The organism is Streptomyces sp. NPDC051636 (assembly GCF_044453765.1).
In the GTDB taxonomy this organism is placed as follows: Bacteria; Actinomycetota; Actinomycetes; order Streptomycetales; family Streptomycetaceae; genus Streptomyces.
In genome coordinates this window covers 631,005-644,060 of the sequence record NZ_JBITDA010000002.1, presented here as the reverse complement: position 1 = coordinate 644,060, position 13,056 = coordinate 631,005, and the positions used below count along the sequence as shown (strand labels likewise).

General features: G+C 75.5%; 13 protein-coding genes and 1 pseudogene. 6 read left to right on the top strand and 8 right to left on the bottom strand.

Going from position 1 to position 13,056, the window contains the following annotated elements:
- The first annotated feature begins 472 nt into the window (after positions 1–472).
- Both ACIBBH_RS06735 and ACIBBH_RS06730 read left to right on the top strand, forming a co-directional pair.
- Positions 473–646 carry a hypothetical protein gene (locus ACIBBH_RS06735; RefSeq protein WP_399402600.1) on the top strand — a complete coding sequence of 58 codons (174 nt, stop codon included), beginning with the start codon at positions 473–475 and terminating at the stop codon, positions 644–646.
- 61 nt (positions 647–707) lie between these two features.
- Positions 708–1,193: a GNAT family N-acetyltransferase gene (locus tag ACIBBH_RS06730; protein WP_399402598.1), complete on the top strand. Its 486-nt coding sequence runs from the start codon at positions 708–710 to the stop codon at positions 1,191–1,193.
- A 9-nt stretch (positions 1,194–1,202) separates the two neighbouring features.
- Here the strand turns inward: ACIBBH_RS06730 and ACIBBH_RS06725 are convergent, their stop codons facing one another.
- The gene (locus ACIBBH_RS06725; RefSeq protein WP_399402596.1) at positions 1,203–2,546 is read right to left on the bottom strand and encodes an amidase; all 1,344 of its coding nucleotides are present in this window, start codon (positions 2,544–2,546) and stop codon (positions 1,203–1,205) included.
- Positions 2,547–2,665: 119 nt separating this feature from the next.
- Positions 2,666–4,033 carry a hypothetical protein gene (locus ACIBBH_RS06720; protein ID WP_399402594.1) on the bottom strand — a complete coding sequence of 456 codons (1,368 nt, stop codon included), beginning with the start codon at positions 4,031–4,033 and terminating at the stop codon, positions 2,666–2,668.
- 113 nt (positions 4,034–4,146) lie between these two features.
- On the opposite strand from ACIBBH_RS06720, the gene ACIBBH_RS06715 reads away from it, so the two are divergent.
- Positions 4,147–5,376, top strand: a complete 1,230-nt coding sequence (locus ACIBBH_RS06715; protein ID WP_399402592.1) for a molybdopterin-dependent oxidoreductase — start codon at positions 4,147–4,149, stop codon at positions 5,374–5,376.
- Complete coding sequence (locus ACIBBH_RS06710) at positions 5,376–5,843, top strand: hypothetical protein (RefSeq protein WP_399402590.1); 468 nt, start codon at positions 5,376–5,378, stop codon at positions 5,841–5,843. The genes ACIBBH_RS06715 and ACIBBH_RS06710 overlap by 1 nt, the downstream gene beginning before the upstream one ends.
- A 179-nt stretch (positions 5,844–6,022) precedes the next feature.
- Here the strand turns inward: ACIBBH_RS06710 and ACIBBH_RS06705 are convergent.
- From ACIBBH_RS06705 to ACIBBH_RS06695, 3 genes and pseudogenes are all read right to left on the bottom strand, one after another.
- Positions 6,023–6,709, bottom strand: a pseudogene (locus ACIBBH_RS06705) (class I SAM-dependent methyltransferase); the annotation flags it as partial.
- On the bottom strand, positions 6,706–7,323 hold the full coding sequence (locus tag ACIBBH_RS06700; protein WP_399402588.1) for a DUF2064 domain-containing protein: 618 nt from the start codon (positions 7,321–7,323) through the stop codon (positions 6,706–6,708). The pseudogene ACIBBH_RS06705 and the gene ACIBBH_RS06700, both read right to left, overlap by 4 nt.
- On the bottom strand, positions 7,320–8,039 hold the full coding sequence (locus ACIBBH_RS06695) for a glycosyltransferase family 2 protein (RefSeq protein ID WP_399402586.1): 720 nt from the start codon (positions 8,037–8,039) through the stop codon (positions 7,320–7,322). The genes ACIBBH_RS06700 and ACIBBH_RS06695 overlap by 4 nt, the downstream gene beginning before the upstream one ends.
- Before the next feature lie 115 nt (positions 8,040–8,154).
- Between ACIBBH_RS06695 and ACIBBH_RS06690 the strand changes: the two genes are divergently transcribed.
- The gene (locus ACIBBH_RS06690; RefSeq protein ID WP_399402584.1) at positions 8,155–8,913 is read left to right on the top strand and encodes a response regulator transcription factor; all 759 of its coding nucleotides are present in this window, start codon (positions 8,155–8,157) and stop codon (positions 8,911–8,913) included.
- Between the two features lie 2 nt (positions 8,914–8,915).
- Positions 8,916–10,028: a sensor histidine kinase gene (locus tag ACIBBH_RS06685; RefSeq protein ID WP_399402582.1), complete on the top strand. Its 1,113-nt coding sequence runs from the start codon at positions 8,916–8,918 to the stop codon at positions 10,026–10,028.
- Between the two features lie 157 nt (positions 10,029–10,185).
- Here the strand turns inward: ACIBBH_RS06685 and ACIBBH_RS06680 are convergent, their stop codons facing one another.
- From ACIBBH_RS06680 to ACIBBH_RS06670, 3 genes are all read right to left on the bottom strand, one after another.
- Positions 10,186–11,187, bottom strand: coding sequence for an NAD-dependent epimerase/dehydratase family protein (locus tag ACIBBH_RS06680; protein ID WP_399402580.1), 1,002 nt, complete (start codon positions 11,185–11,187; stop codon positions 10,186–10,188).
- A gap of 91 nt (positions 11,188–11,278) precedes the next feature.
- Positions 11,279–11,860, bottom strand: a complete 582-nt coding sequence (locus ACIBBH_RS06675; protein ID WP_399402578.1) for a hypothetical protein — start codon at positions 11,858–11,860, stop codon at positions 11,279–11,281.
- An 81-nt stretch (positions 11,861–11,941) separates the two neighbouring features.
- On the bottom strand, positions 11,942–12,988 hold the full coding sequence (locus tag ACIBBH_RS06670; RefSeq protein ID WP_399402576.1) for a LacI family DNA-binding transcriptional regulator: 1,047 nt from the start codon (positions 12,986–12,988) through the stop codon (positions 11,942–11,944).
- Positions 12,989–13,056: the final 68 nt, after the last annotated feature.

Sequence of the window (13,056 nt, the reverse complement as noted above, 5' to 3'; positions counted from 1 at the left end):
AGGTCACGCGTTCTTCGTAGGTCCACCCACCTCGGGTCTGTGGCCCTCCGGGGGCAACCGCGTCACCGACCCGACCTCGGGCACCCGGCGCGGCATCGGCGAGTCGAAGATGTGTTCGTCCATGTAGGCCGAGTGGGTGGATCTCAAACCGCACATTATGTAACAAGCGCGTGGAAACGGGGCCGGTGAGCGGCCAAGTGACGCGCGAAAGTTACACCTTGTTTGCACTCCCTATCGAGCGGACCCCCGCTCATTTGGTTAATCTGAAGCGGACGGACAGCAGCAACGGGGTCCCACCCACACCCACGGTCCGTCCCGGGGCGAGCCGGTGCACACCGGCCTGCTCTCGTACGAGTGACCGGCGCCACCGCGTCCGAACTGGCCTTCTATCCAGACCCGAGCGGGCGTCAGGCGGCGGATCGCAGACTGACCGGTACGCCCTGAGGGTGACCCGACACATAAGGAGTGCGCGGTGACACCGGAGAAGACGAATCGCGACCAGCGCCCCAAGGAACGCACGGAGCGCTCGGGCCGCAGGCCCGCAGAACTCGGCAGCCTCGACGTGTGGGCCCGGTCCGCCCCGATCCGCCTCGCGGGTTACGAGGACGACCTCGCCGAAGACCACATCCTGCCGAGCGTGGACTGACCCTGCGAAGGGTCGGACCCGTCGCGATCGCCCACGGCATGGGCGTGCCAGACTCACGCCCATGCTGATCAGGGAAGCCGTGGCCGACGACTGGCCACGCATCTGGCCTTTCTGGCACGCGATCGTCGTCGCCGCCGAGACCTACACCTGGGACCCGGACACCTCCGAGGAGGCGGCCCGCGCCCTGTGGATGAACCCGGCCAAACGCGTCTACGTCGCCGAGGACCCCGGCGGAGCCGTAGTCGGATCGGCCTACCTCACCCCCAACTACGGCGGCCGGGCCGCCGATGTCGCCAACGCCGGCTTCATGGTCGACCCCGACCAGGCCGGCCGCGGCATCGGCCGCGCCCTCGCCGAGCACATCCTCGCCGCCGCGCAGGACGCCGGCTACCGGGCGATGGTCTTCAACGCCGTCGTCGAGACCAACCCCGCCGTGCAGTTGTGGACCTCACTCGGCTTCACGATCCTCGGCACGGTGCCGGAGGCGTTCGACCATCCCCGGCACGGCCGGGTGGGACTGCACATCATGTACAGATCGCTGCTCTGAGCGGGGCACTCAGCCGAGCGGCGCGGTCCGCTGCCACGGGCGCAGGCCCTCCAACTGCTCCGCCAGCTCCAGCAGCACCGCCTCCGAACCCGGACGGGCCACCAGTTGTACGGCGCAGGGCGCGCCCGAGGGCAGCGTGCCGAACGGGACCGACAGCGCGGGCCAGCCGGTCAGGTTCCACGGCGGGGTGAGCGGCGAGTGGTTCGTGTTGGCCAGGACGTTGCGCAGCCAGCCCCGTTCGTGCCAGGGCCCGGCCTTGGGCGAGCGGCGGGCGAGGGCCGGGGTGAGCAGCACGTCGTGCTCGGCGAAGAACGGCTCCAGGCGGCGGCGCAGCCGCGCGCGCCCCTCACCGGTGCGGACCGTCCCGACGAAGCGGCGCCCCACCGCCGCGTGCGCCCGGGTGCGCCGGGCCAGCCGCGCCGGGTCCAGGCCCGCGGCGTCCACCGCGGTGCCCGCCGTCCAGTGCTGGAGCGCGGTGACGCCCAGCGACACCGGATACGGCGGCTCGGCACGCCGCACCCGGTGCCCCGCCCCGGCCAGCAGCCCCGCCGCCTCGCGGACCGCGTTCGTATACGGCTTGCCGATGCTGACGCCGAGCAGCGGGCTGCGCAGCGCGACGGCGATCCTCCGGGAGGCGGTGTCCCGGGAGCGTACGAACTCCGTGTCCGCGAGGACCGACAGCACCAGCCGCAGGTCCTCGACCGTGGTCGCCAGCGGCCCGTTCTCGGACATGCCGAACCAGTCGCCGTTGCCGATCCCCGCCGGCACCACCCCGGGCCCCGGCTTCAGCGTGACCAGGCCGCAGTTGGCCGCCGGGATGCGCAGGCTGCCCATGCCGTCGTTGCCGAGGGCCACCGGGACCAGGCCGGCGGCCACCGCGGCCGCGCTGCCGCCCGAGGAACCCCCCGCCGTGCGCGAGAGATCCCACGGGTTGCGCGCGGTGCCGTGCACGCCCTCCGTGGTACCGAAGACGCACAGCTCGGGCACGTTCGTCAGCCCCACGACCACCGCGCCCGCCGCCCGCAGCCGGGCCACGGTGACATGGTCGCCGTCCGCGGGCGCCTCGGAGGTCGCGGCCGAGCCGTTCCGGGTGCTCTCGCCGCGCACGGCCAGGTTGTCCTTGACCGCCACGGGCACGCCCGCGAGCGGGAGTTCCGCCAGGCCGGGCCGGCCCGCCACCTCGTCCGCCTCCACGAGGGCGGCCCCGGCGCGCACCGTGCGGAAAGCGCCGGTACGGGCGTCGAGCCGCTCGATCCGGGCGAGGTGCTGTGCCACCACCTCGCGGGGCGTGGCCCGCTTCTCGCGTACGGCGGCGGCGATCTCGGCGGCGGTCCGGCCGGCCCAGCTGGTCACGGGGGCTCCTGGAGGGGGACGAGGTGCGGACACGGGCGCGTACCGGCCAGTAGGGATCAGGACGCAGGGAGAACTGTGCCCGGTCGACCGCCCGGCGTCGAGAGGCCACCGCGGACACCTCACCAGCCGGTCAGCAGCAGATGGTTGACCAGCAGGGCGAGCACGGCCTGCGCGGCCAGCCAGGCCCGGGGCCGGGGCAGGAACGCGCAGACCGGCAGGAGCCACATCGCGAAGGGCAGCCAGATGCGTTCCGTCTCGGCCTTGCTCATGCCGGACAGGTCGGCGACGAGCAGCGCCAGCAGAGCGGCCAGGGTGAGCAGGGCCAGACGGGCCTCGGCGGCGGCCACCGGGGGAGTGCCGGGCGCCGGGCGGTCGAGGAGGCCGCGGGGTGCGCGGACGAGCGCGCCGCCGGCCCGGCGCACGCCGGCCACCGTGGCGAGGCCGGTGATCACCACCGTGCAGGCGAGGTTCGCCCAGACCCAGTATCCGTAGGGCCGGGTGCCGCCCACCCCCTGGTAGTAGCGCGTGACCAGCAGGTGGTAGGCCTCCCACCAGTCGAACCCGGCGAGGGTGAAGGCGGCGGGCACCACCGCCGCTCCGGCGAGCAGGGCCACCGGCAGCAGGGGGCGCTCGCGGACGCGGTGCCGGCCGAGGAACAGCACCGCCGCCGCGATCAGCGCGAAGAGCGTGAGGCCGTACGACAGGTAGCAGGTCAGGCCGAACAGCAGCCCGGAGCCCGCCGCCCACCCCACCGGCCGGCCGGTCACCGCGAGGGCGAGCAGGGCTACGGCCCAGGAGGCGACGGCCGCGAAGTACGCGTCGGCCGAGGCACCCAGCCACACCGCGGCCGGGGACAGGACCAGGAACGGCGCCGCACGCCGCGACAGGTCCTCCCCGGCCAGCGCGCGCAGCGCGACCAGGACCGCCACGCAGGCCGTGGCACCGACCGTGATGCACCAGACCCCGGCCCAGCCGCCGCCGCGCAGCCCGATCCGGTCGAGGAGGACGAACGTGAGCGTCGCGGCCGGAGGGTGCCCGGCGATGTGGGCGGGCCAGGGACCGGGAGTACCGCTGACGATGTGGTGGGTGAAGTCGCGCAGGGCGGCCGGGATGTCGTGGAAGCGGTCGACGACCCGGAGGTACTCGTTGCGGGTGGTCAGCCGGGCGGCGACGCCCCGGTGCCAGCCGTCGATCAGTGCGAGCGACCAGATCCAGGCCATGGCCGTGGCCCAGGCCGCGCCGAGCAGCGCTCCGGGCCGCAGCCGTGCGGCGAGCCCGGGCCCGTACGCCACCACGGCGACCGCCACCAGGACGGCGGCCGGTGTGCCCGGTCCGGCGTGCGGGTCCCAGTCGGCGAACAGCGGGGGCCAGTGGACGAACAGCGTGTGGCGGCCGTCCTCGATGCGGCGGCCGACGACGACGGCGGTCAGCACGAGCAGGACGGCGGCCGCGACGGCGTACCGGTCGCGCGGGAGAGTGCGGGTCACACCGGAACGCTAGGCCGCACGGCGGGCCAAGGTCCGGTGCGCGGGGCGGACGTCAGCGTTTCGTCATGGGTCGCGGCCCCCGCACCGGGGCCCCACCGGCCTACGGTCGGGACATGAGCGATCCACGGCTCCCCACCTCGCCCGGCTTCTGGCGCAGCCCGCTGCGCGGCCCCTGGTTCACCTCGGTACTCGGCCTCGTCCTCCTCGTCGGCATCACCGTGCTGTTCGTGACCGGACTGGTGTCCTACGCCGCCTACAACCCGGGTCTCTCGGCGGTCAACGACCAGACCCCGGACAAGGGAATCCTCGGCTTCTACCTATTCGCCTGGCCGACGAACCCCTACTGGCTGTACCGGCTCACCCAGGGCGTCCACGTCACACTGGGCATCACCCTCGTCCCGGTGCTGCTGGCCAAGCTGTGGTCCGTCGTGCCGAGGCTGTTCGCCCTGCCGCCGGCCCGCTCGCTCGCCCACGCCCTGGAGCGGATCTCCCTGCTGCTGCTGGTCGGCGGCGGCCTGTTCGAGTTCACCACCGGTGTGCTCAACGTCCAGCTCGACTACGTCTTCCCCGGCTCCTTCTACCCGCTGCACTTCTACGGCGCCTGGGTCTTCTTCGCCGCCTTCGTCGCCCACGCCGTGCTGAAGCTGCCCACGGCCGTACGGAACGTACGTCGCCGCACGCGGGAGGAGCGGGGAGACCTGGTCCCGCCGCGGCCCGGACCGCCCACCGTCTCGCGGCGCGGGGCGCTGTGGCTGGTCGGCGGCGGCTCGCTGCTGCTGTTCCTGACCAGCGCGGGCCGCAGCTTCGACGGACCGCTGCGCCGGACCGCCCTCCTCACCCCGCACGGCGGCGCGGAGCCCGGCGGCGGGCCGGGCGGCTTCCAGATCAACAAGACGGCCGCGTACGCGCGCATCGACGCGGCGGAGGCCAGCGAGGAGGCGTGGCGGCTGGTCGTCACCGGCCGCACCGGCACCGTCCGGCTCACCCGCGCCGACCTGCTGCGCATGCCGCTGCGCAGCTCGGCGCTGCCCATCGCCTGCGTCGAGGGCTGGTCCACCTCCGACCAGTGGTGGCGGGGCGTGCGGCTGCGTGACCTCGCCGCCCTCGTCGGGTACGACGACCCGCCCGACGTCCTCGTCGAGTCGCTCCAGCGGCACGGCGCCTTCCGCCGGGCGGCCCTGCGCGCCAACCAGGTCGCCGACCCGCGCTCCCTGCTCGCCCTGTCCGTCAACGGCGAGGACCTGACCCCCGACCACGGCTACCCCGCGCGCGTCATCGTGCCCGCGGCGCCCGGTGTGCTCAACACCAAGTGGGTGGCCCGGATGACCTTCGGAGACCTGTGATGCCCCGCCGGATCCCGCTCGGCAGCCCCCTCCAACTGCTGCTGCTCGCCTGCTCGTTCGCGCTCGCCGGATACGCGGGCCTGCGGCTCCTCGCCGGCGACTGGTTCGGGGTGGCGCTGTGGTTCGTCGGGGCGGCGCTGCTGCACGACCTGGTGCTGCTGCCGCTCTACGCGATGGCCGACCGCGCCGTCACGCGATTGCTGGGCGCGGCCGGCCACCGTACGCGGACGGGGTACGTCCGGGTGCCGGCGGCCCTGTCCGGGCTGCTGCTCCTGGTGTGGTTCCCGCTGATCAGCGGCCAGGTCAGCGAGCGCTACCGGTCGGCCGCGGGGCTCTCGGCGGACGGCTTCCTGTCCCGCTGGCTGCTGATCACGGCCGTGCTGTTCGGCGGCTCGGCGGTGCTGCTGGCGCTGCGGCCGGTGCGGTTGCGCAAGGAGACGAAGCGGCGGGAGCCCGCCGCCCACTGATCCTCGGCACGCCAGCCCGCCTCCGCCGCCCGGCGCAGCAGGGCCGGCGTGCCGAGCCGCGCCCAGAGAAACGGGCGGGTGGCCGGCCCCGGCGCGACGGCCGCGTCCACGACCTGCACCCGGGCCCGCTCGTCGACGTCGACCGGCGCGGTCTCGGCGACCAGCAGCCCACCGGGAGCGAGGACTTCGGCCAGCCGGTCCAGCAGCGCGCCCGGGTCCCCGCCGATGCCGACGTTGCCGTCCAGCAGGAGCGCCGTGCCCCAGCCGCCCTCGCCGGGCAGCGGCTCGAAGACGGAACGGCACAGCGCGCTCCCGCCCCGCCGGACCGTGCGCGCGACCGCCACCTCGCTGACGTCGATACCGAGCACGCGCCGCCCCTGTGCCGCGAGCGCGGCCACCAGCCGCCCGGGCCCGCACCCCACGTCGAGCACGGCACCCTCACACCGGGCCAGCACATCCAGGTCGACCGCGTCGGCCCGGGCGCACCAGCGCTCCACCTCCAACGGCAACAGCCACCCGTCGGCCCGCCGCAGAAACAGGGGGCCACGGCCGCTTCGCAGGGCGGCGGAGTAGGAGTCGTCGGTGGACCAGGGAGGCGAGGGCGCGGCGGGGACGGGGGCCGGCGCTGCGGGTGAGGGGGAGCAGGCGCCGTCGGCGGGGGCGGTCGGGCAGGTGCCGTCGGCCGATCGGATGGGTGGGGCAAGACCGGCGTCGGCGGGCGGCCGCTCGGGTGCGGGGGAGCACGAGCCCTCCGTCGGCCCCGCGGGCGCGGGTACGTACGCGTCGTCGGCCGGCCAGGCCTCCGCGGTGGTCTGCCCGCCCCGCCGTGCCCTGCCCGGCCGGGCGATCTCGTGGGCGGTGCTCATCGGCCCGCCGCCGCTGTGAGCCGGGCGAGGTGGGCGGCGAAGCGGCCGTGCGGGGCACGGGCGGCGACCGCGTGGGCGTCGGCGGCGGTGTCGACGTCGCGCAGCCGGGGCAGGTCGCGCACCCGCAGGCCCGCGGTGACCAGCCGGGCCCGCTGCACGGCACCCGTCACCGGTGTCGACATGGGCACGCCGCGCAGCAGGCGGGGGTCGGGTTCCGCCAGGCCGAGGGCCCAGAAGCCGCCGTCCTCGGCCGGGCCGAACCACGCGTCGCAGTCGTCGAAGCCGACGGTGAGCAGTTCCGGCGTCACCTGCGGGGTGTCCATGCCGATGAGCAGGGCGGGCCCGTCGCATCCGGCGAACGCCGCGGCCAGGCGTTCGTCCAGCCCGCCCGCGCACTGCGGTACGACGTCGAAGCCGGGCGGCAGCCAGGGTCCGGGCTCCCCGTCGAGGACGAGGACCCGGCGGCCGGCGGGTGCCGCGGCCACGCTGTCGAGGGTGTCCGCGAGGGCCGCCTCGGCGAGCCGAGCCGCCTCCCGGGGGGTGAACGGCGGGGTCAGCCGGGTCTTGACCCGGCCCGGCCGTGGCTCCTTGGCGATGACGAGCAGCGTGATCACCGCGAGGTGCCTCCTCGGACGGGCGCCTGGGCGGGGGGTTCGGCCAGAACGCGGCTCATGTCCCGTACCGCCTGCCAGGTGCCGCGCCAGGTGCCGGTCACCTTCGAGGCGCCGGTGCGCGGCCGGTAGGGGACGTCGTGCTCGGTGATGCGCCAGCCGGCGTCGGCGGCGCGCACGACCATCTGCAGGGGGTAGCCGCTGCGCCGGTCGGTGAGGTCCAGGGCGAGCAGCGGCTCGCGGCGGGCGGCGCGCAGGGGACCGATGTCCCGCAGGCGCACTCCGGTGCGGCGCCGCAGCATCCGGGCGAGCGCGAGGTTGCCGGCGCGGGCGTGCGCGGGCCAGGCACCGCGGCCCTGCGGACGCCGCCGGCCCAGCACCAGATCGGCTTCCCCGGCGTACACCTCCCGCACGAAGGGGACCAGCAGCCCCGGGTCGAGCGAGGCGTCGCAGTCGCAGAAGCACACGATGCCGGCGTCGGCGGCGGTCAGCCCCGCGTGGCAGGCGGCGCCGAAACCGCGGCGCGGCTCGTGCACGACGGTCGCGCCGAGCTCGCGGGCGAGCTCCGCCGAACCGTCGGTGGAGCCGTTGTCCACGACCAGCGCGCGCCAGCCGGGCGGGATGCGGGCCAGGACCCAGGGCAGGGCTTCGGCCTCGTCGAGACAGGGGAGCACCACGTCGACCCCTGTAGGTGTGGGAGTGGTCGTCACGGCTCTCACCCTACGAACGCGAAACGGGCATACCGGACTCCTGCTCCTTACGAAACGCGGACGTCACGGCCCCCGGAGGGTCCCGCGGCGGCGCGGGCGGGGGAGGCGGTGCGAGGCTGGACGCATGCAGCAGCCGTACGAGTACGCGCAGGCGGAGACCCCCGCCGAGCCCCCGCCGCCCGCCCCCGCCCGGGTCCTGGTCGTCGACGACGACCCCACGGTCGCCGAGGTGGTCGCCGGGTACCTGGGCCGCGCCGGCTACGTGGTGGACCGGGCCGACGACGGCCCCACGGCACTCACCCGCGCCGCCGCGCACCGGCCGGATCTGGTCGTGCTGGACCTGATGCTGCCCGGCATGGACGGCCTGGAGGTGTGCCGCCGCCTCCGCGCCCACGGGTCCGTGCCGGTCATCATGCTCACCGCCCGCGGCGACGAGGACGACCGCATCCTCGGCCTGGAGGTGGGCGCCGACGACTACGTCACCAAGCCCTTCAGCCCCCGCGAACTCGTCCTGCGCGTGGAGTCCGTGCTGCGCCGCACCCGGCCCGCCGCCCAGGCGCCCACGCTGAGCTCGGCCGGCCTGAGCGTCGACCCCGCCGCCCGCCGGGCCACCAGGAACGGCACCGAACTCGCCCTCACCCTGCGCGAGTTCGACCTCCTCGTGTTCTTCCTGCGGCATCCCGGCCGGGCCTTCGGCCGGGAGGACCTGATGCGCGAGGTGTGGGGCTGGGACTTCGGCGACCTGTCGACCGTCACCGTCCACGTCCGCCGGCTGCGCGGCAAGGTCGAGGACGACCCGGCCCGGCCCCGCCTGATCCAGACCGTGTGGGGCGTGGGCTACCGCTTCGACCCGGCCGGGACGACCGCCGACGGCGAGGAGTGACCATGCGCGACACCCTCCTCATCGCCCTGTACGCCTTCCTCGGCGCCGCCGCCACCGGGCTGGCCGGCGCGGCCGTGCTGCGGCTGATCCGGCGGCGGTCGCTGACCGCGTCGCTCGGCGTGGTGGCGGCGGTGGGCGTGTTCGCGATGCTCGCGGGCACCATGGCGGTGGCGCAGGCGATGTTCCTGTCCGCGCACGACCTGAGCGTGGTGACGACCGTGGCCGCGATGGCGGCCGTCGTGTCCCTGGTCACCGCCCTGCTGCTGGGCCGCTGGGTCGTCGCCCGCAGCCGGGAACTCGCCCTCGCCGCCCGCTCCTTCGGCGACGGCGGCGCCTTCGCCGCGCCCGCCCACCCGGCCACCGCCGAACTGGACGCGCTCAGCCGGGAGCTGGCCGCGACCAGCGCCCGGCTCGCCGAGTCCCGGGAGCGCGAACGGGCCCTGGAGGCCTCCCGGCGCGAGCTCGTCGCCTGGATCTCGCACGACCTGCGCACCCCGCTCGCCGGCCTCAGAGCGATGTCGGAGGCGCTGGAGGACGGCGTGGCGGCCGATCCGGCGCGCTATCTCACGCAGATCCGCACCGAGGTGGAGCGGCTGAACGACATGGTGGGAGACCTCTTCGAACTCTCCCGCATCCACGCGGGGACGCTGGCGCTGAGCCCGAGCCGGATCTCCGTGTACGACCTCGTCGGCGACGCCCTCGCCGGCGCGGACCCGCTCGCGCGCGAGCACGGCGTACGCCTCGTCGGCGACCGCGTCGAGCCGGTGCCGGTCGAGGTGGACGGCAAGGAGATGAGCCGCGTCCTGGGCAACCTGCTGGTGAACGCGATCCGCCGGACCCCGGCCGACGGCACCGTCGCCGTCGCCGCCGAACGTTCACGGGAGGGCGTGGTCCTGTCGGTCACCGACGGCTGCGGCGGCATCCCCGACGAGGACCTCTCCCGCGTCTTCGACACCGGCTGGCGCGGCACCCACGCCCGCACACCCCCCGCCGGCGCGGGCCTGGGCCTCGCCATCGTGCGCGGCATCGTCGAAGCCCACCAGGGACGGGCCACCGTACGCAACATCCCGGGCGGCTGCCGGTTCGAGGTGACGCTCCCGGCCGCCGAGGCGTGAGGGGCCTTCACCGGCGTTCAGAACGTCGCTCAGGCAGTCGCCCATGGAACCGCGGGCGGCACGAACAGGGCCGCCGGCGCGATCCGGGGTGGCCGGCCGGCGAGCGTCCGGCCTCCCGACCGCCCTGACGCCCGTCCGGTGGCGGTGCCCCCGTCCGTCACTCCCCGCGCAGCCGGGCCCGCGCGAACTCCCGCATCCCCGTCTCGAATCCGACCTCCGGCTTCCAGCCCAGCTCCGCCCGCAACCGTGCCGAGTCCGCCGTGATGTGCCGTACGTCGCCCAGGCGGTACTCGCCGGTCACCACGGGCTTCGGGCCGCCGCACGCCGCCGCCAGCGCGCGGGCCATCTCGCCGACCGTGTGCGGCTCGCCGCTGCCGGTGTTGTACGCCGTGAGCGCTCCCTGGGGCGAACCTGCCTCCAGCGCCGCCACGTTGGCCGCGGCAACGTCCCGTACGTGCACGAAGTCCCGCCGCTGGCAGCCGTCCTCGTACACCCGCGGGGCCTCGCCGCGCGCGAGCGCCGAGCGGAAGAAGGAGGCGACGCCCGCGTACGGGGTGTCCCTGGGCATGCCCGGTCCGTACACGTTGTGGTAGCGCAGCGACACCGCCGAGCCGCCGGTGGCCCGCGCCCACGCCGCCGCCAGGTGCTCCTGGGCCAGCTTGGTCGTCGCGTACACGTTCCGGGGGTCGGCCGGGGCGTCCTCGGCGATCAGGCCGGGGGACAGATCCGTGCCGCAGCGCGGGCAGGGCGGCTCGAAGCGGCCCGCGTCCAGGTCGGCGACGGCGCGCGGGCCCGGCCGCACCACCCCGTGCCGGGGACACTCGTACCACCCCTCCCCGTACACGACCATCGACCCGGCCAGGACCAGGCGCCGTACGCCCGCCTGCGCCATGGCGGTGAGCAGGACGGCCGTGCCGAGGTCGTTGCGGGAGACGTACTCCGCCGCGTCGGCGAACCCGGTGCCGAGACCGACCATCGCCGCCTGGTGGCACACGGCGTCCACGCCGGGCAGCGCGCGGGCGACCGCCGCCGGGTTGCGCACGTCGGCGCCCGGAGTCTCCCGCACGTCGAACACGAGCGGTTCGTGCCCACGCGCCGACAGCGCCTCGACGACATGGGACCCGATGAACCCGGCACCGCCGGTGACCAGTACGCGCATGCGGCCAGGCTAGGTCCGCGGCCGCACCCGAGCGCATGACCGGCGCCGCCGCGTCACCACTCCGTAAGACCCGGCGGACGCCGGTGCGGTATCAGCCGGTCTTCCCGCCCCTCCGGGTGTCGACGCGCGCCCACTCGTCGTCCCACTGCCGCAGACGCCGCCGCTCCAGGCCGGCGCGCGCCAGCTGGGCACCGCCGAACACCGTGCCGGCCGTGCCCGTCGCGACCAGCATGCCCGTCCACACCGCCCGGAACCCCGCCTCGCCGGCCGACAGCGGCTTCGAGGCCGGCCGTCCCTGCCGGTCCGTCCACAGGGTGATCCGGGTGCCCGACGCCATGCCGGGACGCACCTTCGTCCGGCCGGTGTGCACCGCGCCGTCCGGCGTCGTCCAGCGGACGGCGACCCAGACACGGCCGTCGTCGGTGCTCCGCGCCGAGGTCGGGCCGGGGGCCCGGCCGGTGAGGACGGCCGCGACCGGACGCCGCTCCGCCCGCTGCCGCTCGAGGTCCCGCATCACGGTGTCCGCCGTCACCAGCCCGGCGAGCAGGCCGCCCACCAGGGCGACCAGCCACGCGGCCAGCACGATCCAGGCCTCGACGACGTCGCTGCGCCGCCGGAGCGGGTTGCGGCGCCACCGCCACGCCCACGCGCTGCCGCTTCGGGTCCTGGCCATGACCACACCCCCTCGCGCGCACCGGCACTCCGGCCCATCTCTCTCAGTGTCCGCCCGAACGCGGCCTCGGGCACCCCCGGATCAGCCGGATCGCGCCACCCCCGTGCTGTCCCGCCCGATCAGCCGCGGCACCGGCACCCGTACGGTCCGCGCCGGGCCCCCGTCCAGCAGCGCGGTCAGCTCCGTCGCCGCCGTGCGGCCGAACTCCGCGCTGTCCCGGGACAGGGCGGACAGCCAGGGCTTGACCATCCGGCACAGCGCCGAGTCCTCCCAGGAGACCACCGACACGTCCCCGGGCACCGAGAAGCCGAGCTCGGCGGCGGCGGCGACCCCGGCGACGGCCATCACGTCGTTGTCGTAGATCAGGGCGGTCGGGGCGGGGGAGCGGCTCAGGACCCGGCGGGTGACGGCCGCGCCCTCGGCGTCCGAGCAGTCGGTGGTCACGGACCGCACCTCGGTCAGACCGCGCCGCTCGGCCTCCGCGCGCAGGGTGCGCACCCGGCGCGCGGTGTGGGCGAGGCCGGGCAGCCCGGCGATGTGCACGATCCGGCGGTGGCCCAGGGCGGTCAGCTCGTCGACCACCGACGCCATCGCGCCGGCGTCGTCCGCCCAGACGGTGGACAGGCCCGGATGGCGCTCGTCCGGCGCGCCGCCGATCACCACGGCGGGCAGGCCCAGTTCGTCGAGCAGGTCAGGGCGCGGGTCGTCGGTGCGCGGGTCGACGACGAGCACGCCGTCCACCCGGTGCTCGGCCCACCAGCGCCGGTAGACCGCGCACTCGTCGGCGACGTCCTCGGCCACCTGGAAGAGCAGCCCGAGGTGACGCCGCGCCAGCACCTCCTGGATGCCGGAGACCAGTTGGAGGAAGAAGGAGTCCACGCCCAGCGTGTGGGCGGGCCGGGCGAGCACGAAGCCGACCGTCGCCGCGCCCTCCCCGGACAGCGCGCGCGCCGCCGTACTGGGCCGCCAGCCCAGCTGTTCGGCGACCCGGCGCACCCGGTCGCGGGTCACCTCCGACACCCCGGGACGGCCGTTGAGCGCGAAGGAGACCGCACTCTCGGAGACCCCGGCACGCCGCGCGATGTCCTTCATCGTCGGCCGGCGCGCGGGGGACCGCTTGGCTGGCACGTTCCTCCCCTTTTCTCCGCCGCGGCGGCTGCCGAGGCTAAAGCGCTTGAGCGCGGACAGTCTAAAGC